This window comes from Pararhodobacter zhoushanensis, from assembly GCF_025949695.1.
Lineage (GTDB): Bacteria > Pseudomonadota > Alphaproteobacteria > Rhodobacterales > Rhodobacteraceae > Pararhodobacter > Pararhodobacter zhoushanensis_A.
Genome location: NZ_JAPDFL010000002.1, coordinates 42,013 through 66,104, shown reverse-complemented (window position 1 = coordinate 66,104; position 24,092 = coordinate 42,013). Strand labels below are relative to the sequence as shown.

At 65.0% G+C, this 24,092-nt stretch carries 21 protein-coding genes and 1 pseudogene; 15 read left to right on the top strand and 7 right to left on the bottom strand.

Going from position 1 to position 24,092, the window contains the following annotated elements:
• Positions 1-3 precede the first annotated feature (3 nt).
• From OKW52_RS22420 to OKW52_RS22405, 4 genes are all read right to left on the bottom strand, one after another.
• Positions 4-1,317 (bottom strand): ABC transporter substrate-binding protein, encoded by a 1,314-nt coding sequence (locus tag OKW52_RS22420; RefSeq protein WP_264507814.1) that lies wholly within the window; start codon positions 1,315-1,317, stop codon positions 4-6.
• A gap of 102 nt (positions 1,318-1,419) precedes the next feature.
• Positions 1,420-2,304 carry an alpha/beta hydrolase gene (locus OKW52_RS22415; protein WP_264507813.1) on the bottom strand — a complete coding sequence of 295 codons (885 nt, stop codon included), beginning with the start codon at positions 2,302-2,304 and terminating at the stop codon, positions 1,420-1,422.
• 9 nt (positions 2,305-2,313) lie between these two features.
• On the bottom strand, positions 2,314-3,078 hold the full coding sequence (locus OKW52_RS22410) for a coniferyl-alcohol dehydrogenase (protein ID WP_264507812.1): 765 nt from the start codon (positions 3,076-3,078) through the stop codon (positions 2,314-2,316).
• Positions 3,079-3,159: 81 nt separating this feature from the next.
• Positions 3,160-4,629 carry an aldehyde dehydrogenase family protein gene (locus OKW52_RS22405; protein ID WP_264507811.1) on the bottom strand — a complete coding sequence of 490 codons (1,470 nt, stop codon included), beginning with the start codon at positions 4,627-4,629 and terminating at the stop codon, positions 3,160-3,162.
• Between the two features lie 208 nt (positions 4,630-4,837).
• On the opposite strand from OKW52_RS22405, the gene OKW52_RS22400 reads away from it, so the two are divergent.
• Complete coding sequence (locus OKW52_RS22400) at positions 4,838-6,514, top strand: sigma-54-dependent Fis family transcriptional regulator (RefSeq protein ID WP_264507810.1); 1,677 nt, start codon at positions 4,838-4,840, stop codon at positions 6,512-6,514.
• Positions 6,515-6,536: 22 nt separating this feature from the next.
• Here the strand turns inward: OKW52_RS22400 and OKW52_RS22395 are convergent, their stop codons facing one another.
• Complete coding sequence (locus OKW52_RS22395; RefSeq protein WP_264507809.1) at positions 6,537-7,511, bottom strand: LacI family DNA-binding transcriptional regulator; 975 nt, start codon at positions 7,509-7,511, stop codon at positions 6,537-6,539.
• 269 nt (positions 7,512-7,780) lie between these two features.
• Between OKW52_RS22395 and araD the strand changes: the two genes are divergently transcribed.
• The 4 genes from araD to OKW52_RS22375 are packed head-to-tail and all read left to right on the top strand — an operon-like array spanning position 7,781 to position 12,685.
• Positions 7,781-9,523 (top strand): L-arabinonate dehydratase, encoded by a 1,743-nt coding sequence (gene araD, locus OKW52_RS22390; RefSeq protein ID WP_264507808.1) that lies wholly within the window; start codon positions 7,781-7,783, stop codon positions 9,521-9,523.
• Position 9,524: 1 nt separating this feature from the next.
• Positions 9,525-10,427, top strand: a complete 903-nt coding sequence (locus tag OKW52_RS22385) for a dihydrodipicolinate synthase family protein (protein WP_264507807.1) — start codon at positions 9,525-9,527, stop codon at positions 10,425-10,427.
• Positions 10,428-10,435: 8 nt separating this feature from the next.
• On the top strand, positions 10,436-11,158 hold the full coding sequence (locus OKW52_RS22380; protein ID WP_264507806.1) for a ribonuclease activity regulator RraA: 723 nt from the start codon (positions 10,436-10,438) through the stop codon (positions 11,156-11,158).
• A 12-nt stretch (positions 11,159-11,170) separates the two neighbouring features.
• Positions 11,171-12,685: an aldehyde dehydrogenase (NADP(+)) gene (locus tag OKW52_RS22375; RefSeq protein ID WP_264507805.1), complete on the top strand. Its 1,515-nt coding sequence runs from the start codon at positions 11,171-11,173 to the stop codon at positions 12,683-12,685.
• A gap of 5 nt (positions 12,686-12,690) precedes the next feature.
• On the opposite strand, the gene OKW52_RS22370 is transcribed toward OKW52_RS22375, so the two are convergent.
• Positions 12,691-13,635 carry a LysR family transcriptional regulator gene (locus OKW52_RS22370; RefSeq protein WP_264507804.1) on the bottom strand — a complete coding sequence of 315 codons (945 nt, stop codon included), beginning with the start codon at positions 13,633-13,635 and terminating at the stop codon, positions 12,691-12,693.
• 100 nt (positions 13,636-13,735) lie between these two features.
• Between OKW52_RS22370 and OKW52_RS22365 the strand changes: the two genes are divergently transcribed.
• The 6 genes from OKW52_RS22365 to OKW52_RS22340 all read left to right on the top strand — a co-directional run bounded on the left by OKW52_RS22365 (position 13,736) and on the right by OKW52_RS22340 (position 19,538).
• On the top strand, positions 13,736-14,725 hold the full coding sequence (locus OKW52_RS22365) for a tripartite tricarboxylate transporter substrate binding protein (protein WP_264507803.1): 990 nt from the start codon (positions 13,736-13,738) through the stop codon (positions 14,723-14,725).
• Between the two features lie 75 nt (positions 14,726-14,800).
• The gene (locus tag OKW52_RS22360; protein ID WP_264507802.1) at positions 14,801-15,643 is read left to right on the top strand and encodes an MBL fold metallo-hydrolase; all 843 of its coding nucleotides are present in this window, start codon (positions 14,801-14,803) and stop codon (positions 15,641-15,643) included.
• Positions 15,640-16,557, top strand: a complete 918-nt coding sequence (locus OKW52_RS22355) for an alpha/beta hydrolase (protein ID WP_264507801.1) — start codon at positions 15,640-15,642, stop codon at positions 16,555-16,557. The genes OKW52_RS22360 and OKW52_RS22355 overlap by 4 nt, the downstream gene beginning before the upstream one ends.
• Before the next feature lie 27 nt (positions 16,558-16,584).
• Complete coding sequence (locus tag OKW52_RS22350) at positions 16,585-17,541, top strand: Bug family tripartite tricarboxylate transporter substrate binding protein (RefSeq protein ID WP_264507800.1); 957 nt, start codon at positions 16,585-16,587, stop codon at positions 17,539-17,541.
• Positions 17,542-17,596: 55 nt separating this feature from the next.
• A complete protein-coding gene (locus tag OKW52_RS22345; protein WP_264507799.1) occupies positions 17,597-18,043 on the top strand; it encodes a tripartite tricarboxylate transporter TctB family protein in 447 nt (148 codons plus the stop codon).
• A 10-nt stretch (positions 18,044-18,053) separates the two neighbouring features.
• Positions 18,054-19,538, top strand: coding sequence for a tripartite tricarboxylate transporter permease (locus OKW52_RS22340; RefSeq protein ID WP_264507798.1), 1,485 nt, complete (start codon positions 18,054-18,056; stop codon positions 19,536-19,538).
• Between the two features lie 151 nt (positions 19,539-19,689).
• On the opposite strand, the gene OKW52_RS22335 is transcribed toward OKW52_RS22340, so the two are convergent.
• Positions 19,690-20,115: a Fur family transcriptional regulator gene (locus tag OKW52_RS22335; protein ID WP_264507797.1), complete on the bottom strand. Its 426-nt coding sequence runs from the start codon at positions 20,113-20,115 to the stop codon at positions 19,690-19,692.
• Positions 20,116-20,330: 215 nt separating this feature from the next.
• Here OKW52_RS22335 and OKW52_RS22330 point away from each other — a divergent pair, with 215 nt between their 5' ends.
• From OKW52_RS22330 to OKW52_RS22315, 4 genes and pseudogenes are all read left to right on the top strand, one after another.
• Entirely contained in the window at positions 20,331-21,227 is an 897-nt protein-coding gene (locus tag OKW52_RS22330) for a metal ABC transporter substrate-binding protein (protein ID WP_319800506.1), read from the top strand.
• Positions 21,224-22,126 (top strand): manganese/iron ABC transporter ATP-binding protein, encoded by a 903-nt coding sequence (locus OKW52_RS22325; RefSeq protein ID WP_319800505.1) that lies wholly within the window; start codon positions 21,224-21,226, stop codon positions 22,124-22,126. The genes OKW52_RS22330 and OKW52_RS22325 overlap by 4 nt, the downstream gene beginning before the upstream one ends.
• Entirely contained in the window at positions 22,123-22,986 is an 864-nt protein-coding gene (locus OKW52_RS22320) for a metal ABC transporter permease (RefSeq protein ID WP_264507796.1), read from the top strand. Before OKW52_RS22325 ends, OKW52_RS22320 begins: the two co-directional genes overlap by 4 nt.
• Positions 22,983-23,815: pseudogene (locus OKW52_RS22315) on the top strand (metal ABC transporter permease). The gene OKW52_RS22320 and the pseudogene OKW52_RS22315 overlap by 4 nt, the downstream one beginning before the upstream one ends.
• The last annotated feature ends 277 nt before the right edge of the window (positions 23,816-24,092 follow it).

Sequence of the window (24,092 nt, the reverse complement as noted above, 5' to 3'; positions counted from 1 at the left end):
GGGTCAGCCCCCCAACTGGTAGGCGGTCATCGGCGCCGTTAACGGCACAGCCGGATGATCGGCGTTCGACACCACGTCGAGCTGGTATTGCCACGGACCCTGCGCCGCGCGGTTCCACTGCACGCCGACCAGATGCGTCTGAGCACAGTTGGGCACCGGTCCGGCAGTGAAGTCGATCGGCCCAACCGCCGTGTCACAGCGCAAGGTCGCCAGCGCACCCGCCACCGCCGCCTTGTCCCTGGGTGCACCCGAGGCGCGCAGCGCGGCCACCGCCGCGTCAAGCAGGCTGGCCGTTGCTCCGACCTGCTGGTTCCACTGCTTGCCCGTCGCGGCCTCAAACCCCTGCGCGATCTCGGTGTTGTTCAGCCCGGTTGCGGCCGAGGCGAAGGGGAACTCCGGGTGCCAATAGGCACCGGCGTGCAGACCGTAGCCAAGCGCCCCCATCGATTCCAGCTCGGCCGCGAACAGCCCCGCCTTGGCCATTTGCATCACCTTGACCCGCTGCGCCAATCCTTGCTGTGCTGCCTGTCGCCAGAAGACCGGGAAGTCGGGCGGGAAGGGGAAGGCGTTGACGATCTCGACACCCGCATCGCGGAAGGCGGCGATGTGGCGGGTGAAGTCGCCCGCGCCGTTCTCATAGGGGCCGGGATCCAGAATATCCCAGCCTTTTTCCGCCAGGGCGGGCAGCAGACCCATGCGGATCGCGTTGCCGTCAGCATCGTTGGGGGCGAGGATGCCGACCTTGCGGTTGGTCTGCACCTGTTGCCACTGATCGTCATAGAGGGTGACGAAATTCCCGGTGCCAAAGCAGAAATGATAGGTCCAGCGGAAGGGCGAGGGGGCACCGGGACGCGCGCCACGTCCGAAGTAAAAGCTCTCCCACGGCGCGGTGGTCGAGAGGCAGGGCACGCCCGCCGCCTCACAGGCATCCGCCACGGGGTTCACCGTTTCGGGCGTCGAGGCCGTGATGATCAGATCGGGGGCCTCGCCCGTGATCAGATCGCGCGTCACCAGACTGCCGCGCACCGGGTCAGACTGCGTATCGGCGAGCAGGATCTGCACGCCGTAGCGCCGCCCGCCGATCTCGATCCCGTCGACATGGGTGCGGTTGAAGTGCTCGACCAGAAACGCATCGCCGTCGCCGAAGATGCCCAGTGGACCGGACCTTGGCCCGACAAAGCCGATGCGGAGTGTGTCCGCGTCCTGCGCCGACACCCGGCGGGCAGTGGCGGGCACCATCAGCGCGGCGGTGCCAGCCCCCAGCAAACGATTGAACGACCGGCGCGTCAGCGCGGTAGAGTGGGTTGGTTTGGACATGCGGTTTCCTCCCGTGGGTTGCAGAAATCACCCCGCCAGAGATCCTCGGCGCGTCTCCTCAGCGCGCATCGGTCTCGGCGGCAGGGTGGTCGGTTCGGTGGTCTAAAGCGTTGCGCGCACGAATGCCCCGGCCTCATCCAACGAGGCCATGCCCTCGTCGATGAAGGGGGCCCAAAGCTGATGGTTGTGGCACATGCCCTCCCAGAGTTTCAGCTCGACGCGAACGCCGGCGGCGCGCAGGCGCTCGGCGATGGTGACGCTGTCGTCGCGCAGAAACTCCCAGGTGCCGACATGCACCAGAACCGGCGGCAACCCCGCCAGACTGGCCGCGAAAGGGGTGGCCAGCGGCGAACGCCGGTCCAGCGCGCCCAGATACGCCCCGGTGAACATCGCGCTGAACGCGGCATTCACCAGCGGCGCATCGGCCATGCTGCGATGCGACTCGCCCTCGTCGGCAAAGTCGAGCGCGGGTGAGAGCAGCACCAGCGCGCCGGGCAGCGGGAGCTTTGCGTCCCGTGCCCGCACCGCGGTCGCCAGCGCCAGATTGCCGCCCGCCGAATCCCCGGCGATAGCAACACGCCCCGGCGCATAGCCTTGCGCCAGCACCCATTTCCACAGCGCGAAGGCGTCGTCATGGGCAGCGGGGGCAGGGTGCTCGGGGGTAAGTCGGTACTGCGCCGACAGCACCGTCTTGCCGCTGGCGCGCGCGAGGTTCGACGCGATCACCCGGTGCGAACGGGGCGAGCCAAAGACAAACCCGCCGCCGTGAAAATAGAGCAGCAGATCCCCGATTGCCGCGCCGTCGGGGCGCAACAACTCGCAGGGCAGCCCATCGATATCGAGCGGCTCGATGCTGACCCCCTCAGCCGTGGGGACCGGGGCCATCGACCCTTCAAACCACGCGCGCAAGGCCTGGGGACCGCCCTCAAGCGGCGGCGGATTCTGCGCGCCCCTTTGCAGGACGGCCATCAGCTGATCTTGGGACATGATCCGGCCTCAAGTATAAAGCGCGTCGATGCCACCATCGACGGGCAGGTTGATCCCCACCACCCAGCGGGCGGCGTCCGAGCACAGGAAGACCACGGGCGGGGCGATCTCGTCGGGGATGGCGGGGCGCTTGATCTTGCTCGCATCGGCTGCAACGCGGTCTTCGCCCAGCATCTGCACGAATTCACCCAGGATTGGCGTCATCACCGGCCCCGGCGCGACCGAGTTCATGCGGATGTCGTGCTGCATGAACAGCTCAAAGCCGCGCGTCTTGGTCCAGACGATCAACGCCTCTTTGAAATACTGATAGCAGGTCGCTTGCGGTACTGGATTGGCGTCCAGCCAGGCCGCGCCTTTGGCAAAGGACGGCGTTGCGGCCAATGTCTTGTGCGCCTCCAACCGCTCGCGCCAGTCAAAGCCAAGGATCGACGCAATGTTGACGACCGCCCCGCCACGCAGCTTGGCAACCAGTGCTTCGGTCAGATGGCGCAGGCCCAGATAGTTGATCTTCGCGACAAGATCGCGATCCGCCAGCCCCGAGATCCCGGCACAGTTCACCAGCGCGTCGATTTTTTCCGGCAGCGCATCCGCCGCCGCGTCGATCGACGCCGGGTCGGCCATATCCACCGACACAAATCCGTCGAGCGAGACCATCGGGTCATTGCGGTCCATGCCGATCACCCGCGCGCCGTGGAAACGCGCCAGCCGCGCAACCTCACTGCCAATGCCCGAGGATGCGCCGGTCACGACCACTGTTTTGCCGTGCAAAGTCATAAGAGTGCCTTTCAAGAGGGTCGGAGCCGCCACCCGCCCCGGGTTTGGGGGCGGCGTGGTCTTCTGTTCAGGGATAGAGGGTCAGAACGGGTAGGTGCGCGCCTCGGGCAGGGTGGTCACCCAGACCCATTGCGTGAATTCCTCCCACAGCGCCGGGCCGGAAATCCGCGTGCCGTTGCCCGACCGCCCGCGCCCGCCGAAGGGGGCGAAGGGGCTGGCGGCGACGGTCTGGTCGTTGATGTGCAGATGGCCGACCTTGAGCTGGTTGCCCAAGGCGCGGGCGCGGGCCAGATCGGTGCCGATGATCCCGGCGGCAAGGCCAAAGTCGGACAGGTTGGCCAGCCGCACCGCGTCCTGATCGCCGTCATAGGCGGCAACCACGGCGACGGGGCCAAAGATTTCCTCGTCAAAGGCGCGCATGCCGGGTGTCACCTCGGCCAGCACCGTGGCCGGGAACATCGTCCCTTTGGCCGTGCCGCCCGCCAGCAACCGTGCGCCCTTGGCGACCGCGTCCTGCACGATCCCCTCGATGCGCGAGGCTTCCTGCCCCGAGATCAGCGGCCCCAGCGCCACCTGTTCGGTCGCCGGATCGCCCACCGGCAGATGCGCAGCCTTGGCGGCCAGCGCCTCGGCCAGTTTGCCGGCGATGGCGCGCGGGGCCAGGATCAGCCCCGTCGCCATGCAGATCTGCCCCTGATGCATCCACGCCCCCCAGGCGGCGTTCGACGCCGCGCGGTCGAAATCGGCATCGTCCATGATGATCAGGGCGTTCTTGCCGCCCAGTTCCAGCTGCACGCGCTTGAGATTGCGCCCGCAGGCCTCGCCTACCTTGGAGCCTGCCTCGGGCGAGCCGGTGAAGCTGACCATGGGGATGTTGGGATCCTCGCACATTGCAGCCCCGACATCGGCCCCGCCGGGAACGATGTGCAGACAGCCGTGCGGCAGCCCTGCCTCTTCAAAGATCCGCGCGATGATGAAGCCACCGCTGATCGGCGTGCGCGGGTCGGGTTTGTGCACGACGGTGTTGCCGGTGGCGAGCGCGGCGGCAATGGCGCGGATCGACAGGATCAGCGGGAAATTGAAGGGAGAGATGACCCCGACAACGCCATGCGGCACGCGGATCGCCTCTTCATGGCGACCGTCCATGCTGGGCAGGATGCGGCTGACGGGTTCAACCGCCGCCGCCGCTGCGGCACGCAGAAAGCCCGCGCTGTGCTCGATCTCGATACCCGCTTTTGGCGGGATCGAGCCGGTCTCGCGGATGATCCACGGCATCAGTTCAGGGCCATTCGCTTCAAGCAGATCGGCGGCAGCGTTCAGGATCTTCGCGCGCAGATGCGGCGGGGTCGCGGCCCAGCCGGGCTGCGCGGCGGCGGCGGCTTTGGCGGCACGGTGCAGGTCTTGCGCCCCGGCCTTGCCGACCCGTGCCACAAAGGCACCATCTGCGGGTGCTGTCACCTCGGTTTCAGCGCCAGTGCTGGTCCAGCCGCCGGAATAGATGCGCCCCGTCCAGGCGCTTTCGTGCAGAAAGCTGCTAGGTGTTCCGTCCATGATCGTCCTCCCTTGCCGCGCTGGTCCTCCCTGACGCGGCGTGATGAGCGAGAGTGAGAATTCGATGAAGCTGCGGGCAAGGGAAATTTTAGGCGACGAGAGAATCTGAAGTAAGAATATGATTATTATGGAATAATCAGAAATTCTTGCGGGCGCAGAAATTTCATGTCTAGATGAAGTCGGTTCTCAGAGTTCATCATATCCGACAATGACCAAACGAATCTCGCTCACCGAAGTCTCTCGCCGCGCCCCGCGCATTCTTTCAAGAGGCGATTCAAAGCTGTTGGATGAGGGGGCGCCACCCACCCTGTCCGACCTGGCCGGCGCGCTGCAATTCGCGCTGGGGGATGGGCGCATCTGGCTGAATGACGACCGCATGGTCCTGATGCAGACAACCTCGCTGGGCCAGTTGCGCAAAGAGATGATCGACGCGGTCGGCATCGATCAGACACGCCGGATGTTCCGCCGGGTGGGCTGGTTTCAGGGCATCCATCTGGCCGATGTGATCGCCAAACGATTCGAGCAACAGGACCTGACCGCCGCATTGGCCGCCGGGCCGCGCATTCATACGATGGAGGGCTTCGTCAAGGTCACCACCAAGCGCTTCGAATTCGACGTCGCGCGCGGCCATTACCATGGCGAGTTCTACTGGCATGACAGCACCGAGGCCGTCGAGCATCTGGCCCATTTCGGCATCTGCGACTGCCCGGTGTGCTGGATGCTGATCGGCGTGCCCTCGGGCTATACCACGCGGCTGTTCGGCCATCCGGTGATCTTCCGCGAGATGGAATGCACCGGCATGGGTGCCGAACGCTGTGTGATCATCGGCCGCAATGCCGAAGCCTGGGGCGATGATGTGCCCGAACTGGCCGAGTTCGGCCTGAACCAGCCCAAGACCCGGGCACAACCCTGGAAGCCGCCGGTCGATTTGCCCAAGCCCGAAAAAGACGGACCGACAACCATTCAGGGCCGCTCGCCGGCGATCATGCGGGCACGGCGGTTGCTAGAGCGCGTCGGCGGCTATGATGAGCCAGTCCTTTTGCTGGGCGAGCCGGGCACCGGTAAAGAGCTGTTCGCGCGACGCCTGCATGAGATCGGCCGCACGCCTGCCGGGCCGTTCGTCTCGGTCAATTGCAGCATGTTCGACGCCGAGGAAACGCAGGCCGCCATCGCCGGGCTGGAGGCACAGATCGAGCGAGCACGGGGCGGGACGCTGTTTCTCAACGACGTTCTTGCCCTGCCGAAACCGTTGCAGGGACATCTGGCGCTGCGCGTTCAGGCCGACGACGGCAAGCGTCTGGGTTTTCGCATCCTCTCCGCCTGCGCGGGCCAGCCGCGCGCCGCCGTGCAGTCGGGGGCGTTCAGAGCGGATCTGTTTTACCGGCTGTCGCTGCTGCCTGTCATGCTCCCCGCGCTGCGCGAGCGGCGCGATGATCTGCCGATGCTGATCGAGCATTTCCTGACCCGCCATTCGCGCCGCCACGGCAAACCGCTGCGCAAGATCGGCGGTGCAGCGATGGATCTTCTGCTGCGCTATGACTATCCCGGCAATGTTCGGGAATTGTCGAATATGATCGAGCGCGGGGTGATCTTTGCCGAACCGGCAGGCGATCTGGAAATCTCGCATCTCTTTGCCGGGCTTGAGGAAATGCCGGGTTTCATCGAGCGTCTGCACGCCAGCGGAACCATCGTGCGCAGCGCCGCTGACGGCAGCAGCGAGGGGCGGACGCTGCAACAGATCGAGATAGACACGTTCAGCCGCGCGATGGATGCGGCGAAAGGCAACGTCTCTGCCGCCGCGCGCGCGCTGGGTATGACGCGCGCGCAGTTGGATTACAGGTTGCGCAAACTGGAGATATGGGGCGGCCCGAACTCTGCAAATTAGCTGCGGGCGCGGCCCTCGCTGCTCAGGCCGATCGGCGTCGGATGAGCGAAAAGCCGACGCCGATGACAGGGTGCGCAGGGTCTTCGCCACGGATCCGGGCCAAGACGAGGCTCGCGGCTGAGCGCCCCAAAGCCTCGCGGTTTACCCGGATCGTGGTGAGCGGCGGCTCTACAGCCGCCGCAAGGTCCTGATCCCCAAACCCGATCACCGCCAGATCCTCGGGCACCGTCAGGTTGCGCGCCGCTGCCTCGATCAGCACGCCATGTGCAAGGACGTCCGAGCTGCAGGCGATCAGACCGCCCTGAAACGTGCCGCTGTCCAGCACGTCTGCCAGCATCGCGCGGCCCTGTGCCAACCCGCCGACCGCCGTTACCTTTACCGGCACCGGCGTTCCGCTCTGTGCGCTGAACCGCTCGGCGAAGGCCGCCAGACGCCGCCGCGCCCGCTCGTCGCCCGCAGAGAAGCCGACCGCCGTGCGATAGCCTGCCGAAACCGCGAAATCTGCCATCGTGTGACCGGATGCCGGGTGCGAGAAGCCGACGCACAGGTCGATCGGCGTCTCGGTGATATCCCAGACCTCAACCACCGGAATGCCCGCGCCAAGCAGCATCTTGCGGGTGCGCGGGGCGTGATGGACGCCGGTCAGCAGGATCGCGTCGGGGCGACGCGACAGGTGCAGTTCAACGGTGGCGGCCTCTTGCTCGGCATCGAAACCCGTCTCTGACAGCAGGATCTGATAGCCGCGCGCGCGCAATTCCTCGGAAAAGGTCGCAAGCATCGAGGAGTAGACGATATTGGTCATCGACGGCACCAGCGCCGACACCAGCATGCTCTTATGTGACGCCAGCGCCCCCGCCAGCGCATTGGGGACAAAACCCGTCGCCGCAATCGCCGCATGAATGCGCGCCAGAGTCTCGGGCGAGACTTTCGACGGGTCAGACAGCGCGCGCGACACGGTGACCTGCGACACGCCCGCCATCCGTCCAACCGCCTGCATCGTCACGCCCCGAGGCGGGCGTCTGGGTGCGGTACGGTCGGGCGGATCAGAAGAATTCATGGCGGCATAGTCTGTTCTGTTGCGGCGAAAGGCAAGAGGCTGTCCCGCAATGACTTCGCATACATTGTCATGACGTTAGAGGTCAGAATCCCGCAGCTGTTGTCCTTCTGTTCGGAATTTTTATGGCCAATAGAGGATTTCCTGTTGAGCCGCTGTCAATTGTGCGGCTATGTATGCGCATACATTCGAGTCACGACACAGAGACACCCATGCCCGCATCTCACCGCAAAACGCCTGAATCCCTTCGCTCGACGCGGTGGTTTGGCCCCGACGATCTGCGCAGCTTTGGCCATCGGTCGCGGATGATGCAGCTGGGCTATTCTGAAAGCGATTTCATGGGGAAGCCGATGATCGGCATCCTGAACACATGGTCCGAACTGAACAGCTGCCATGCGCATTTCCGCGAGCGGGCCAAGGACGTGAAACGCGGCGTGTTGCAGGCAGGCGGCTTCCCGGTCGAACTGCCCTCGCTGTCGGTTGACGAAAGCTTCACCAAACCGACCTCGATGCTCTACCGCAACATGCTGGCGATGGAGACTGAAGAGATGATCCGCTCGCACCCGCTGGATGGCGTGGTGCTGATGGGCGGCTGCGACAAGACCACGCCGGGGCTGGTGATGGGCGCGATCACCGCCGGTGTGCCGATGATCTACCTGCCCGCCGGGCCGATGCTGCGCGGGAATTACGCCGGGCAGAAGCTGGGCTCGGGTTCGGATGCGTGGAAATACTGGGACGAACGGCGCGCGGGCAACATCTCGGACGCCGAATGGCAGGGCGTGCAGGGTGGCATCGCGCGTTCGGCCGGGGTTTGCATGACGATGGGCACCGCCAGCACGATGACGGCGATTGCCGATGCGATGGGGCTGACGTTGCCGGGCGCGTCGTCTGTCCCTGCGGTGGACAGCGGCCATCAGCGCATGGCGGCGGATTGCGGGCGGCGCATCGTCGATATGGTGTGGGAGGATCTGACCCCCGACCTGATCGTCACCGAGGCCTCCGTCAGAAATGCGGCTATTGTTGCGATGGCCACCGGCTGTTCGACCAATGCCGTTGTCCACCTGATCGCCATGGCCCGCCGCGCCGGAGTCGACCTGAGCCTTGATGATCTGGATGCGCTCGGGCGCGTGACGCCGCTGATCGCCAACGTCCGGCCTTCCGGCAAAGACTATCTGATGGAGGATTTCTACTACGCCGGCGGCCTGCGCGCGCTGATGGCGCAGATCAAGGACCGGCTGGCGCTGGACGCGCTGACCGTCACCGGCAAGACAATGGGCGAAAACCTGATCGGTGCGCAGGTCTACAACGATGACGTGATCCGCCCGCTGTCGAACCCGGTCTATGCCGAGGGCTCGCTGGCCGTACTGCGCGGCAACCTGTGCCCGGACGGCGCGGTGATCAAACCCGCCGCCTGCGATGCGAAATACCATGTGCACCAAGGCCCGGCGCTGGTCTTTGACAGCTATCCCGAAATGAAGGCGGCGATCGACGACGAAACGCTCGACGTCACGCCCGACCATGTTCTGGTGCTCAGGAACGCCGGTCCGCTGGGCGGCCCCGGTTTCCCTGAGTGGGGCATGTTGCCGATCCCCAAGGCGCTGATCAAGCAGGGCCACCGCGACATGCTGCGGATCTCGGACGCGCGGATGTCCGGCACTTCCTACGGTGCCTGCGTCCTGCACGTCGCGCCCGAAAGCTATGTCGGCGGACCGCTGGCGCTGCTGAAAACCGGGGACATCATCCGGCTGGACTTGCCGAACCGGCGGCTCGACATGCTGGTCGATGAGGCCGAGCTTGAGGTGCGCCGCGCCGCATGGCAGGCACCCGATCCCCGGTTCGAGCGCGGCTGGGGCTGGATGTTCTCCAAGCACGTCACGCAAGCCGACAAGGGCTGCGATTTCGATTTCCTCGAACGGAGCTTCGGTGCTCCCGCAGGCGAGCCGGAGATTTACTGACATGACAAAACTCACCCTTGATCAGGCCCTGACCGGGATTTCGGGGATCCTTGTGACCCCCTTTGACGCCGCTGGCGATATCGCCCCTGCGCGGCTGGCACCGATCCTTGAACGCGCGCTGAAGGCCGGGTTGCATATGCCCGTGGTCAACGGCAACACCGGCGAGTTCTACGCACTGACCACCGCTGAGGCCGTCACCATGGTGCGCGAGGTTGCTGCGATGGTTGCCGGTCGCGCGCCGCTGCTGGCCGGTGTCGGGCGGGGTCTGCGTGACGCCGCGCAACTGGCGCGGGCGTCGGCTGACGCGGGGGCGGCGGCGCTGATGGTCCATCAACCGCCCGATCCCTTCGTCTCGCCGCGCGGGTTGGTCGATTACCTGAGCGCGATCAACGATGCGTCGGGCGGGTTGCCGATGATGCTGTATCTGCGCAACGACGCCATCGGCACCGCCGCGATTGCCGATCTGTGCGCCGTGCCGGGCGTCAAGGGCGTGAAATGGGCGACGCCGAACCCGATGAAACTGGCCGAAGCCAAGGCCGCCTGCGATCCGTCGATTGTCTGGGTCGGCGGTCTGGCCGAGGTCTGGGCACCCAGCTTTTACGCCGTCGGTGCGCGCGGTTTCACCTCTGGCCTGATCAACGTTTGGCCCGAACGTTCGCTGGCGATTCACGCCGCGCTCGAGGCAGGGGACTACACCAAAGCCAACGCCCTCATCGCCGGGATGCGCGTGTTCGAAGACATCCGCGCCGAGGAAATGGGCGGGACCAATGTCACCGGCGTCAAATCGGCGCTCATCGCCCAAGGGCTCGACTGTGGCCCCACGCGCCCGCCCTCGGCCTGGCCGCTCACGGCGTCGCAAGCCACGCGGCTTGACCGCTTTCTCGCCGACAACCGCCTGACCTGAGGCCCGCCATGACCGATTACACCCTTTCCGACGCGACCCGCCACAAGCTGCGCAAGGTCTCGACCGCTTCGGTCGCCACGGCGCTGTTCAAGCGCGGGCTGCGCAGCCAGTTCATTCAGGGTGCGCGACAGGTTGCGCCCAAGCCGACGATGGTCGGGCAGGCCTTTACCCTGCGCTACATCCCCGCACGCGAGGACCGCAACCCGCTGACCGCCTTCCGCGATCCCGAGCACAAGCAGCGCGTCGCGATCGAAACCTGCCCTCCGGGTCAGGTGCTGGTGATGGATGCGCGCAAGGACGCGCGCGCGGCCACGGCAGGCTCGATCCTGATTACCCGGCTGGCCCTGCGCGGGGCTGCGGGCGTGGTCAGCGACGGCGGCATGCGCGACGTCGCCGGGATCGCCGCGCTGGACATGCCCGCCTATTGCGCCGGTCCCTCGGCCCCCACCAACCTGACCCTGCACGAAGCCATCGAAATCAACGGCCCCGTTGCCTGCGGCGATGTCGCGGTGTTTCCGGGCGACGTGCTGGTGGGCGACGGCGACGGCGTGATGGTGATCCCTGCGCATCTGGCCGACGAGATCGCCGAGGAATGCACGGGCATGGAATCGTTCGAGGATTTCGTGCTGGAGCAGGTAAACGCCGGGGCAGGGGTGATCGGGCTCTACCCGGCCACCAAAGACGAGAATCTGCAGAAATACCAAGCCTGGCGCGACAAAACCGGGCGCTGAGAAGGACACGGCATGACCTATCAACCCCACGGCGACCACCTGATTGCAGGTCAGCGGATCGGAACCGAGGCCCGCTGGACGTCAAGCCCGGCGCACGGCCCGGTGCATGCGTTCTCGACCGGCTCACCCGCGCTGGTCGCGCAGGCCTGCGCGGCGGCGGAAGCGGCGTTCTGGAGTTTCGGTTACACCGCCCGCGCCGAGCGTGCGGCCCTGCTGAACGCCATCGCCGACGCCATCGAGGCGCGCGGCGCGCAGATTACCGAGATTGGCACGCAGGAATCCGGGCTGCCCGCCGCGCGGCTCGAGGGCGAGCGCGGGCGCACCACGGGGCAGTTGCGGCTGTTTGCCGAGCATATCCTCAAGGGCGACTATCTGGATCGCCGCCATGACCCTGCCCAGCCGGATCGCCAGCCCGCGCCGCGCCCGGACATGCGCATGATCCAGCGACCCATCGGTCCGGTTGCCGTGTTCGGCGCGTCGAACTTCCCGCTGGCGTTCTCGGTCGCGGGCGGTGACACGGCAGCGGCACTGGCGGCGGGTTGTCCGGTCGTGGTCAAGGGGCACTCGGCCCATCCCGGCACCGGCGAGATTGTCGCCGAGGCCATCGCCGAAGCGATCGCATCGCAGGGCATGGACCCGGGTGTGTTCTCGCTGGTGCAAGGCGGCAAGCGCGATGTGGGCGAGGCGCTGGTGCAAGACCCGCGCATCCGCGCGGTGGGGTTCACCGGATCGCTGGGCGGCGGGCGGGCGCTGTTTGATCTGTGCGCAGCGCGGCCCGATCCGATCCCGTTCTTTGGCGAACTGGGGTCGGTCAACCCGATGTTCCTTTTGCCGCACGCCCTGGCCAACCGTGGCGCGACGATTGCGCAGAACTGGGCAGGCAGCCTGACAATGGGGGCAGGGCAGTTCTGCACGAACCCGGGCATCGCCGTGCTGATCGACGGGGCGGATGCGACCGACTTCATCGCGACGGCAAGCGCCGCGCTGGCCAAGGTCGGACCGCAAGTCATGCTTACCGACGGTATAGCTGATGCTTATCGCCAAGGCCGTGACCGTGTCCGTGCCGGCACCGGTGTGACCGAGGTGCTGACATCGGCGTGCGATCTGCGAACCGCGACGCCGTATCTGTTTGAAGTGTCCGGCGATGCGTGGCTGGAAAACCATGCTTTGGGGGAAGAGGTCTTTGGCCCGCTGGGTCTGGTCGTGCGCGCCCGTGATGCCGAACAGGTCGCGCAGATTGCCCGCAGTCTGCAAGGGCAATTGACGTGCACGCTGCATCTGGACCCCGAAGACAGCGGTTTTGCCCGCCGCCTGCTGCCTATCCTTGAACGCAAGGCCGGGCGTGTGTTGGCTAACGGCTTTCCAACCGGCGTCGAGGTTGCGGACAGCATGGTGCATGGCGGACCCTATCCGGCCAGCACCAATTTCGGGCACACCTCGGTCGGGACGCTGTCGATCCGGCGCTTCCTGCGCCCGGTGTGTTACCAGAACATGCCGACCGACCTGCTGCCTGTCGACCTCGGTTAACAGGCTCAGTCCGCCCTGTCGCGCAGATCCAGCAAGCCCTGCGCGACATGGCGGGTCGATGGTCCGGCCTCGTCGAGTTTCCAGTAGAACCCGATCGGCTCCAATGGCGCGCCGACATCGAAATCCAACTCGACAATACTGCCATCAAGCAGCCATGCCGCCGCGACGCTTCGCGGCGTAAGGCACAGTAATTCCCCGCTTTTCAGCATAGACCAGATCAGCATGGGGATGCGGGAAATGAACTGGACCTCATCCAGTTCGACCCAGCCGTACCGCTCGCGCAGGTCGTCAAAGACATGCCGTGCCAGCGTTGCAACATGGTTCTGCAGCCAGCGCGCCGCCCCCAGATCCGCTGCCGTTACGCCGGTTTTCTGGGCCAGCGGATGGCGTGCCCCGGCCACAATGATCGCGGCATCATGCCGGCAGGGAACAAAGGTCCAGCCTTCGTGCACGACCGCCAAACGGCGGCAGAGGATGAGATCGAACTCGGTCCCGCTGAACGACGCTGACAACCCTTGCCCCATCACATTGTCCACTTGCACCTGAACATTAGGGTGCGAGCGCGCGAGAACTGGCAGCGCCGGGTCCAGCAAGCCGCCCATCGCCGCGACGGTTGCCGCCACGCGCACCGGGCCGCTGTCACGCCGGATGCGCGTGGCGATCAGCTCGGCCCCCTCTTCCATCGCAGCCAGAATCCGGCGGGCAACCGGCATCAGATCCTGCGCAACCGGCGTCGGATCGACCCCGCGCGAATGGCGCAAGAACAGCGTCGTCTCCAGCAGGGCCTCCAGTTCGGCGACCAGTTGCGTCATCGCGGGCTGCGTCATCCCCATGGCCTGAGCCGCGCGGCTCATGGATCTGAGGTCGTTGAGCATGATCAGCGCCTGCATGTGCCGCACGCGCGCGCGGGTCGTCAGACGGCGCAGAAGGGTTTGGGCGTTGAGGGCCACGATATTAGCTTACCTTATGACTAAGGCCGATATTCAATTTCCGAAACTGGCCCCAAGTCAATAGCCTCTTCTGCAATCGAGGTGTCTGGGAGGACTCACAATGACCACATCCACTATCCTGAACCGCCGCCTGTTCCTGTCGCTGAGCGCCGCCGTTGCTGTCGCCGCGCTGCCGCACGTCAGCAGCGCGCAGACGGTCTGGCCCACCGGCACCGTTCAGCTGCTGGTGCCCGCCCGCGCCGGGGGCGGCACCGATGCTGCGGCCCGTGTGCTGGCAGGCGCGCTGCAAGAGCGGACCGGCCAGTCCTTCGTCGTGGTGAACAACCCCGGCGGCGGTGGCGTTGTTGCTGCCGAGACCGTGCGCGCTGCCGCGCCGGATGGGCAGACCCTGCTGTTCTTCCACAGCGGCATCTTCTCAATGTATCACACCGGCACCTACGATCACAGCCCGCTGGACGAGTTCACCACGGCCGCCGAGCTGGCCGTCGGCAGCTCGTACTCGCTCGCCGTTTCCGCCGATTCGCCGTATCAGACGACCGCCGATCTGGTTGCCGCATCCATCGCGGCGCCGAATTCGATCTCCTTGGGCGTGCAACTGCGCGGCTCGACGCATTTCATGGCCGGGCTCCTGGTGATGGACAGCGACGCACAGTTCCGCATCGTCGACGCGGGCAGCGATGCCGACAAGCTGGTGCAACTGCAAGGCCATCAGATCGACGCCGCGCTGGTGAACACCTCGGGCGCACTGCAATACGTCGAGACCGGCGATCTGCGCATTCTGGGTACGATCGGCGGCTCGCCCGACCGCGACGCGGCGACCCCCGATATTCCGTCGCTGGTTGAGCAGGGCTATGAGCGCGTGGTCTATGGGCTCGACTTCCTGATCATGGGTCCGGCAGGCATGGACCCTGCGGTCGTCTCGGCGATCAATGCCGCGATCAATGGCACCGTCGAAGACCCCGAGGTTTCCGCGCAGCTTGCCACGATGAACTTCCCGCTGACGGCAATCGCTGCGGATGACATTCCGGCACGGCTGCAGTCGATCGACGCAAGCGTTTCGGCTACCGCCGAACTGCTGGGCCTGAACTGACCACACCTGCCCCGACACATGGCAAGGGCGGAAGGCCCGCCCTTGCCCTTTTTCTCCAAGACACACGGAATTCCGATGGCCCGCCGCGCTTTGCCCCCTCTTCCCACCGATCCCTATGAGTGCCTCATCCAAGGCTGTGAGCGCCCGTGGGAGGTAGCGGTCGATCCGTTCCCGGTCGCCCCGCGCACCTGGTATGTCGGCAACAACTGGGTCGGGGCTTATCTGCTGCAAAGCAGCGAAGGGCTGATCCTGATCGACACGACCATGCAGCCGCAGGTCTATCTGGTCTTCGAATCGATCCGCAAACTGGGTTTTGACATCACCGATCTGAAGCTGATCCTGGTGTCGCACATGCATTATGACCATCTGGGCGGTGTGCGGCCTCTGGTTGAAGCCTCGGGCGCCAAAGTGATGATGAGCCGAGAAGATTGGGCGTTCCTCAACGACCGGCCCGACCAATTGCTCAACAATGGTTACCCTTGGGGCTCGTTTGAGCCTGACGCGTTCTATTCCGACAACGAGCCCGTCGTGATGGGCGACCGCGAGATCCGCACGCTGCTCACGCCGGGGCATACGCCGGGCACGACCTCGTTCTTCTTTGACGTACCGGGTGAGGCAGGGGCCACGCATCTGTGTGGACTGCACGGCGGGGCCGGGGTGATCACCGTCACCAACGAATACCTGCGCGACAACAACCTGCCGATGGCGCTGCAACAACAGTATCTGGAGACGATGTTGCGGGTGCGGGACATGCCGGTGGACATCACGCTGGGATCGCACCCGGCGCAGGTCGCCATGATGGACCGGGTTGACGATATCCGCGACGGGCATAACCCGTTCCTGGATCGCGCGGTCTGGCCCCGGATGATCGACGGAAGGCTCGATCAGATCCGCAAGGTTCTGGAACAGACCGAATGAGCACCAATCTGCCCGAGTTTGCCCTGAGCCAGCAAGAACGGCTGGAACTGGCCGCGCACTTGCGCGGGACCAATCTGGTCGAAACCAAGATGACCGACGAGATGGCCAGCGACCTTGCGCGGGTCACGGTTGACGAACGCTTCATTCCCACCCGCGCCGGCGACACGCGCCTTCTGATCGTGACGCCGAAAACACCCGCTGACGGTCCGCGCCCGATGGTGCTGAACATCCACGGCGGCGGGTTCGTGCGGGGGTATCAGGCACGCGATACTGTGTTCTGTGCGCATCTGGCGGTGCAGCTGGACGCCGTGGTGATCGATCTCGACTACCGCCTCGCGCCGGAGTTTCCCTTCCCGACCGCGCTCCATGAAGGTTACGACATCGCCGTCTGGGCCGTGACCAACGCTGCGGCTCTCGGCGGAGATCCGGCGCGCCTTGCCATCGGCGGGCATAGCGCGGGCGGCAACCTGACGGCGGCGATCTGTCTGATGGCCAATGAAAGCGGCGCGTTCCGGCCTGTCGGTCAGGTGATGGATTACCCGTTCCTCGACGGGATCACCCCGGTCGAGGACAAGCTGGAGCCGCACAGCATCTTCCCGCCCGCCCGCCTGCGCGCGTTCAGCGTTTGCTACGCCGGGGTCGAAGAGAACCTGTACAACCCGCTGCTGTCCCCCGTCCTGGCACAACCCGAGGCGCTGACCGGCCTTCCGCCCGCGCTGATCATCACCGCCGGGCTGGACCCGCTGCGGTTTGAGGCCCGGCGCTATGCCGCCATGCTGATCGACGCGGGGATTGATGTGAGCCTGCGCAATTTTGCCGACGCTGACCACGGCTTTCTGATCGCTGGCCATTCGCGCTGGCGCGAAGGCCGGGCAACCATCGTGGCCTGGCTTGCCGCGCTGTTTAACCGCTAAAGACTTGTTCAAATGGGAGGAACGATCATGACCCCGCGCAAGGCGCTTGCCACACTTCTGGCGGTAACGCTCTCTACCGGCGCCGCCTCGGCCCAGGACTGGCCCACCGGAACCATCCAGATCATCATCCCGTCGCGCCCCGGCGGCGGCACCGATATCATGGGCCGCATCTTTGCCGACTACCTGCAGCAGGCGACCAACAACCCCGTAGTGGTGGTCAACCAACCCACCGGCAGCGGCATCGTGGCGCAGGAAGAGGTGCGCACCGCCGATCCTGATGGCCTGACGATGCTGTTTCAGCACACGGGCATGCTGGTGGGCTATCAGACCGGCCTCTATGACCATCCGTATACCGACTTCACCATTCTGGGCATCGCACAATCCTATCCGCCGCAGGTCTATGCGGTGGCCGCCGATGCACCGTGGGAAACCATCGCCGATTTCGTCGCGGATGCGCGCGCGCATCCCGGCCAGTACACCGTCGGTGTCTCGCTGGGTCAGACCACGCATTTCATCGCGGGCATGCTGATGGCCAACGAGGACGTCGACCTGCGCCTGGTCGAGGCCTCGGCCGAGGTGGACAAGGTCGCCGGGATCCAGGGCGGCCACATCACGCTGGGCAATCTGGGCGCAGGCCCGGCGCGGCAATATGTGCAGTCGGGCGACATGCGCGTGCTGTGTCTGGTCAACCCCGAGGCCGATCCCCGCTACCCCGAATTCCAGACCTGCCGCGAGCAGGGCGTCGACGTATCGTGGATTGCCCCGCTCTTGATCCTTGGCCCGGCGGGTATGGACCCGGCGATGACCGAACAGATCAACGCCGTGATCCGGGCCATGGGCGACGATCCGCAGGTGCAGGAACGTCTCGCAGCGGCCGATAGCGCGTTCGAGCCCTATGATCTGGCTGCGGCGCATGATCTCGTGGCTGGCGAAGACGCCACCATCGACCGGCTCGCCCGTCATCTGGGCCTCTCGGCTCACTAACGCCAAACCTTGCGCGGGGGGCCCGGCCCCCGCCCGTTCAAACCGGAGACCGGTCATGAATACCGAACGCCCCCTTGGCGCTGCCTTGCTGGCGCTTGGCGCTGGCGGGATCGCTGTCGCTTCGCAGATCAGCGTGCGCACCTTCAACAGCGACCCCGGGCCAAAACTGTTCCCGATCTTTGCCTGCGCGATCCTTGTGATCTGCGGGATCGGCCTGCTGCTGAGCAAGCCCGAGGGCGAGGAAAGAAAGCTGGACATGGCGGCGCTGCTGCGCGGTCTGAACATGGCCGGGCTGATGGTCGGCTACGCGCTGGGGCTCTGGCTGGTCGGGTTCCACATCGCCACGCTGGTCGCCGTTTTCGCGCTGTACTGGGTGATCGCGGGCGCCGAGCGCCGGGGCTGGTGGCGCGGTCTGATCTATGCGGTTGCCGTCACCGGCGCCGTGCATCTTTTGTTTGCGGTGGCGCTGAACGCGTTCCTGCCGCATGGCATCCTTCTGTAGGGGCGGCGCTATGATTGACTCCTTGCTGACACTCCTGCAGCCGATGACGCTGCTGATCATCCTGCTGGCCACGACACTGGGCATCATCCTGGGTGCCATCCCCGGATTGTCGGGCGGGCTTGGCGTGGCGCTGATGCTGCCGATCACCTTCGGCATGGAGCCCGAGGTCGGGCTGGCCATGCTCATGTCGATCTGGATCGGCGGGGTTTCGGGCGGCATGATCGGCTCGATCCTGCTGGGCATTCCCGGCTCGCCCTCGTCCATCGCGACCTGCTTTGACGGCTACCCCATGACGCGCAACGGCGAGGCCGTCCGGGCGCTGGGGGCGGCGATCATCGCCTCGTTTCTGGGCACGCTGGTCTCGATCCTGATCGCGATGTTCCTGTCGCCGGTCATGGCGCGGCTGGCGCTGCGGCTGGGACCGTGGGAGTATTTCTCGCTCGGGTTCTGCGCCATTGCGCTGGTAGCGGCCCTGGCGCGCGGCTCGGTGTTTCTGGGCATGGCCTCGGCGGCGCTGGGGTTGCTGCTCAGCACCGTCGGCTTCGCGCCGATTGACGGGCACGCACGGTTCACCTTCGGCTCGATCTATCTGAGCAGTGGCATCGACCTGATCGCGCTGATGCTGGGCCTTTTTGCGCTCAAACAGATCATCGGCGACCACGCACGTGGCGAACAACAGGTGCCCGAGGTCGATGTGTCCGACATCAAGGGCTTTGGTGTCAGCGCGCGGGACCTGATCGACAACACCTGGAACATGATCCGGTCGTTCCTGATCGGTCTGTGGATCGGGTTTCTGCCCGGTATGGGCTCGGCCCTGTCGAACATGATCGCCTATGCGCAGGCGAAATCGTCGTCCAAACATCCCGAGAAATTCGGCAAAGGTTGTGTGGACGGCGTGTTCGCCTCGGAAACCTCGAACAATGCCTCGGTCGGCGGCTCACTGATCCCGATGGTTGCGCTGGGGATCCCCGGCGACGGCACGACGGCGATCTTGTTGGGCGGTCTGATGATCCACGGCATTCAGGCCGGACCCTTGCTGTTCACCAACAACCCCGAGATCGTCTACGCACTGTTCCTCACCGCGCTGATTTCGGCGGTCATGGTGCTGGTGCTGCAGTATTTCGGCATGCGCCTGTTCCCGGCGATCCTGAAAATTCCCTACCACTATCTCTATCCGGCGATTGTGGTGCTGGGCTTTATCGGTGTGTTCGTCGGCTCGTCCACCGGCTTCAACTATTTCCTGCTGCTTGGTTTCGCGGCCTTCGGTCTGTTGATGGACAAGGTCAAGCTGCCGGTCGGGCCGTTTATTCTGGCCTTCATCCTTGGGCCGATGCTTGAGCTGAACCTGCGCCGCGGGATCACCTATACCGACGATGGCGTGCTGCCCTTCTTCACGCGCCCGATCTCGGCGGCGCTGCTGCTGGTTGCGGCATTCAGCATCATCTGGCCGTATCTGGGCCCCTGGCTGAAAGCCCGTCGCGCGCGTTCGCTGTAAGGCCACGACGACGCCGTTTGCGCGGCGTCGAAACCCGGGAGGATTTTCCATCCTCCCGGACCCTCCTGGAGGATATTTGCAGACAGAAAATGGGCGCGGTTAACGAAAGATTTACGCGCCCGCTGGCCAAGAACGGGTGCGACAGTCCGGCTTAACGCGTTTTGCGGGGTTTGACGTAGAGTTCCAGTTTGTGGCTGACGATCTCGAACCCGTATTTCTGCGCGATTTCTTCCTGCAGCCGCTCGATTTCGTCCGAGCGGAATTCGATGACTTCGCCGGTTTCCACATTGATCAGATGGTCATGATGCTCGTCGGGCGCAGGCTCGTAGCGCAGGCGCCCGTCGCCGAACATGTGGCGCTCGATCAGGCCCAGCTCCGCAAGCTTGTTCATCGTGCGGTAGACCGTCGCGATGTTCACGCCGGGTTCGCGTTGGCCAACCCTGCGGTGCAGTTCCTCGACGTTCGGGTGGTCATCGGCGGCATCCAGAACCTGCAGAATGACCCGCCGTTGCCCGGTGATACGCAGCCCACGTTGGCGGCAAAGGTCGATCAGGGGCTCTTGCTTTGGCTTGGTCATCGGGTGTCCGCTCTGGCTGAAGTCGCGTCAGCCTGACATCGGAGCGGGCCGATCTGGCTGAGGGAACCCTGTAGCACGAAGAATTTCCGCGGTCATCCGTCTTGCGCCCTGGAAGCGTCCCCCCTTTTGCAGTTGCAATGCACTTGCAAGAAGCGGCGGACCTGCTATGCATACCTGCGACTCACTTGCATCTGGATGCTGAAAAAGGACCGATCATGACACTGACGATAGCCCGCCTTTTGGCGGCGGCAGGGGCCAGCGCGTTGATGGGGGGTGCCGCCATGGCTGACGAGCACCGGATGAAGGTCGTCACCACCTTCACCGTTCTGGCCGACATGGCGCGGCAGGTGGCGGGTGACGCGGCCGATGTGGTGTCGATCACCAAGCCGGGCGCAGAGATCCACGGCTACGAACCGACGCCGCAGGATATTGTCCGGGCGCATGGCGCTGATCTGATCTTGTGGAACGGGATGAATCTTGAGCTGTGGTTCGAGCAGTTCCTGACCAATCTGGGCGATGTGCCGTCGGTGACGCTGACCGAGGGGATTGATCCGATCCCGATCGCTGCCGGTTCCTACACCGGAATGCCCAACCCCCATGCGTGGATGGGTCTGGATAACGCGCTGATCTACATTGACAACATCGCCGCTGCCTTCATCGAGCACGATCCCGACAACACCGAGGTCTATCGCGCGAATGCGGCGGCCTATCAGGATGAGCTGCGCGCAACGCTTGAACCGCTCCGCCAGCGGATCGCCGCGATCGCGCCGGAACAGCGCTGGCTGGTGACCTGCGAGGGCGCGTTCAGCTATCTGGCGCGGGATTTCGGCCTGCAAGAGCTGTACCTGTGGCCGATGAATGCCGATCAGATGGGCACCCCGCAGCAGGTGCGCGCCGTGATCGACGGCGTCCGCACGCATGACATTCCGGTGGTGTTTTGTGAAAGCACGGTCAACACCGCCCCGGCCGAGCAGGTCGCCCGTGAAACCGGCGCGCAATACGGCGGGGTGCTCTATGTTGACAGTCTGTCGGAGCCCGATGGCCCGGTGCCGACCTATCTCGACCTGCTCCGCGTCACCGCGCAGACCGTCGCGAACGGGCTGGCGCCATGACGCAGGACATCCAGCCGGACAAATCGGCAACGGCCGGGGACATGTCGGCCGGTGGCGGAATCACCGCGCAGGACGTGACCGTGACCTACCGCAACGGCCACACGGCCCTGCGGGACGCCACGTTCACCATCCCGCGCGGCACCGTGACCGCTCTGGTCGGCGTGAATGGCGCGGGGAAATCCACGCTTTTCAAGGCGATCATGGGGTTTGTGCCGGTGGCGCGCGGTGAGATCCGGCTGCTGGGTCTTGGCGTGAAACAGGCGCTGAAACAGAACCTCGTCGCCTATGTGCCGCAGTCGGAAGAGGTCGACTGGTCCTTTCCGGTCCTGGTAGAGGACGTGGTGATGATGGGCCGCTTTGGCCATATGGGCTTTCTGCGCCGCCCGTCTCAGATCGACCGCGACGCGGTCGAGGCTGCGCTCGGGCGGGTCAGCATGCTGGACCATCGTCACCGCCAGATCGGCGAGCTGTCCGGCGGCCAGAAGAAGCGCGTTTTCCTGGCCCGGGCACTGGCGCAGGACGGGCAGGTGATCCTGCTGGACGAGCCGTTTACCGGCGTGGATGTGAAGACCGAAGAGCAGATTATCGCCCTGCTGCGCGAGATGCGCGACGAGGGGCGGGTCATGCTGGTCTCGACCCATAATCTGGGCACCGTGCCGGAATTCTGCGACCGCACTGTTCTGGTCAAAGGCACGGTGCTGGCCTCGGGCCCGACGGAAACGACCTTTACCCGCAAGAACCTCGAAGCGACCTTCGGCGGTGTGCTGCGTCATTTCACGCTGGGCGGGGCTGATCTGCATGACGACGCGGACACGCGCAAACTGTCGATCCTGACCGACGATGAACGGCCCTTTGTCGCTTACGGGGACAAGACAATGATCACCGAGGCGTCGAAATGAACACGCTGCTTGAGCCTTTCACCTATGGCTTCATGACCAATGCCATGGGCGTCTCCGCGCTGGTCGGCGGGGTCTGTGCGTTTCTGTCGGCGTTTTTGATGCTCAAGGGCTGGTCGCTGATCGGCGACGCGCTGTCGCATGCCGTCGTGCCCGGAGTGGCCGGGGCTTACCTTCTGGGACTGCCGTTCGCACTGGGGGCTTTTCTGTCGGGCGGACTGGCAGCGGCGGCGATGCTGTTTCTGTCGGATCGCTCGGGGCTGAAGGTCGATGTGATCATCGGCATCATCTTCACCTCATTCTTCGGGCTGGGGCTGTTCATTGCGTCGGTCAACCCGATGTCGGTGTCGATCCAGACCATCACAATGGGCAATATTCTGGCGATCACCCCGGCGGACACGGCGCAACTGCTCATCATCGGCGTCGTCTCGCTGGCGATCTTGCTGGCGAAATGGAAAGACCTGATGGTGGTCTTCTTCGACGAAAACCACGCGCGGTCGATCGGCTTGCGACCCGGCTTGCTGAAGGCCGTGTTCTTCATGCTGCTTGCGGCCTGCGTGGTCGCGGCGATGCAGACGGTGGGGGCCTTTCTGGTCATCGCCATGGTGGTGACACCCGGCGCGACGGCCTATCTGCTGTGCGACCGGTTCCCGCGACTGATCGCGACCTCGGTCGCCATCGGCACCGTGACCAGCTTTGTCGGTGCCTATGCCAGCTACTTCCTCAATGGCGCGACCGGCGGGATCATTGTCGTGCTACAGACGCTGATCTTTCTCGCCGCCTTTCTCTGGGCACCCAAGCACGGGCTTTTTGCCGCGCGGCGCAAGGCGGCGCAGGCCCTGCGGGCCGAGGTAGCGCCATGATCGACACGCTGTTGCTGCCCTTTCAGTTCGGCTTCATGCAGAACGCCTTCTGGATCTCGCTGATCGTGTCGGTCCCCACCGCGCTGCTGTCGTGTTTTCTGGTGCTCAAGGGCTGGGCGCTGATGGGCGATGCCGTCAGCCATGCTGTCCTGCCGGGGATCGTGCTGGCCTATGTGCTGGGTTTTCCGCTGATCCTTGGCGCTTTCGGGGCAGGGATGATCACAGCCCTCGCCACAGGTTATCTGGCCGAGAATTCGCGCGTGAAGCAGGACACGGTCATGGGCGTGGTGTTCTCGGGCATGTTCGCGCTGGGGATCGTGCTGTATGTGTCGATCCACACCAATGTCCACCTCGACCACATCCTGTTCGGCAACATGCTGGGCGTCGGTGCCGAGGATCTGTGGACCGCAGGGATCCTGTCGGCCTGTGTCGCGGTGGCGCTGCTGCTCAAGTGGAAAGATCTTATGTTGCATGCCTTCGATCCGGCGCAGGCGAGGGCGTCGGGCCTGCCGGTCGGGCTGCTCCATTACGGGCTGCTGACCATCCTGTCGCTCACCATTGTCGCAACGCTGTCAGCGACCGGATTGGTGCTGGCAGTCGGGCTGCTGATCGCGCCGGGGGCCATTGCGTTTTTGCTGGTGCGCAGTTTCGGGCGGATGCTGGCAGTGTCGGTCGTCGTGTGTACCAGTTCGATGCTGCTGGGCGCCTATGCGAGCTTTTTCTCGACAGTGCCCCGGCGCCGACGATCATCCTGATCCTGACCGCGCTCTTCGTGATCGCGTTTTTTCGCCGAATTCTGCAGGTCAGACGACGCTCGGCCCTTGGTTGACGTCAGGCCCCGGTGGGAAGCGCACCGTCACGCCTTGGATGTCAGACCGGTCGCAGATCAACCGGGTCCACAAAAGCCGCCCCGAGGTTTCGACCGGCTCAGACGTTTTGCGCGCCCGGACCGTCAAGCGCGCCGCCATGACTGTGACCGTCTGGTCGGAGAGACGCGGGCCTGGGACAATCCCACCCTTGTGGGCCTGGCATCACGGCTACACGCTGCTCAACCTCGATCAACTGCGCCAACGCGAAACCGGGGTCGGAACAGACAACCTTACCGA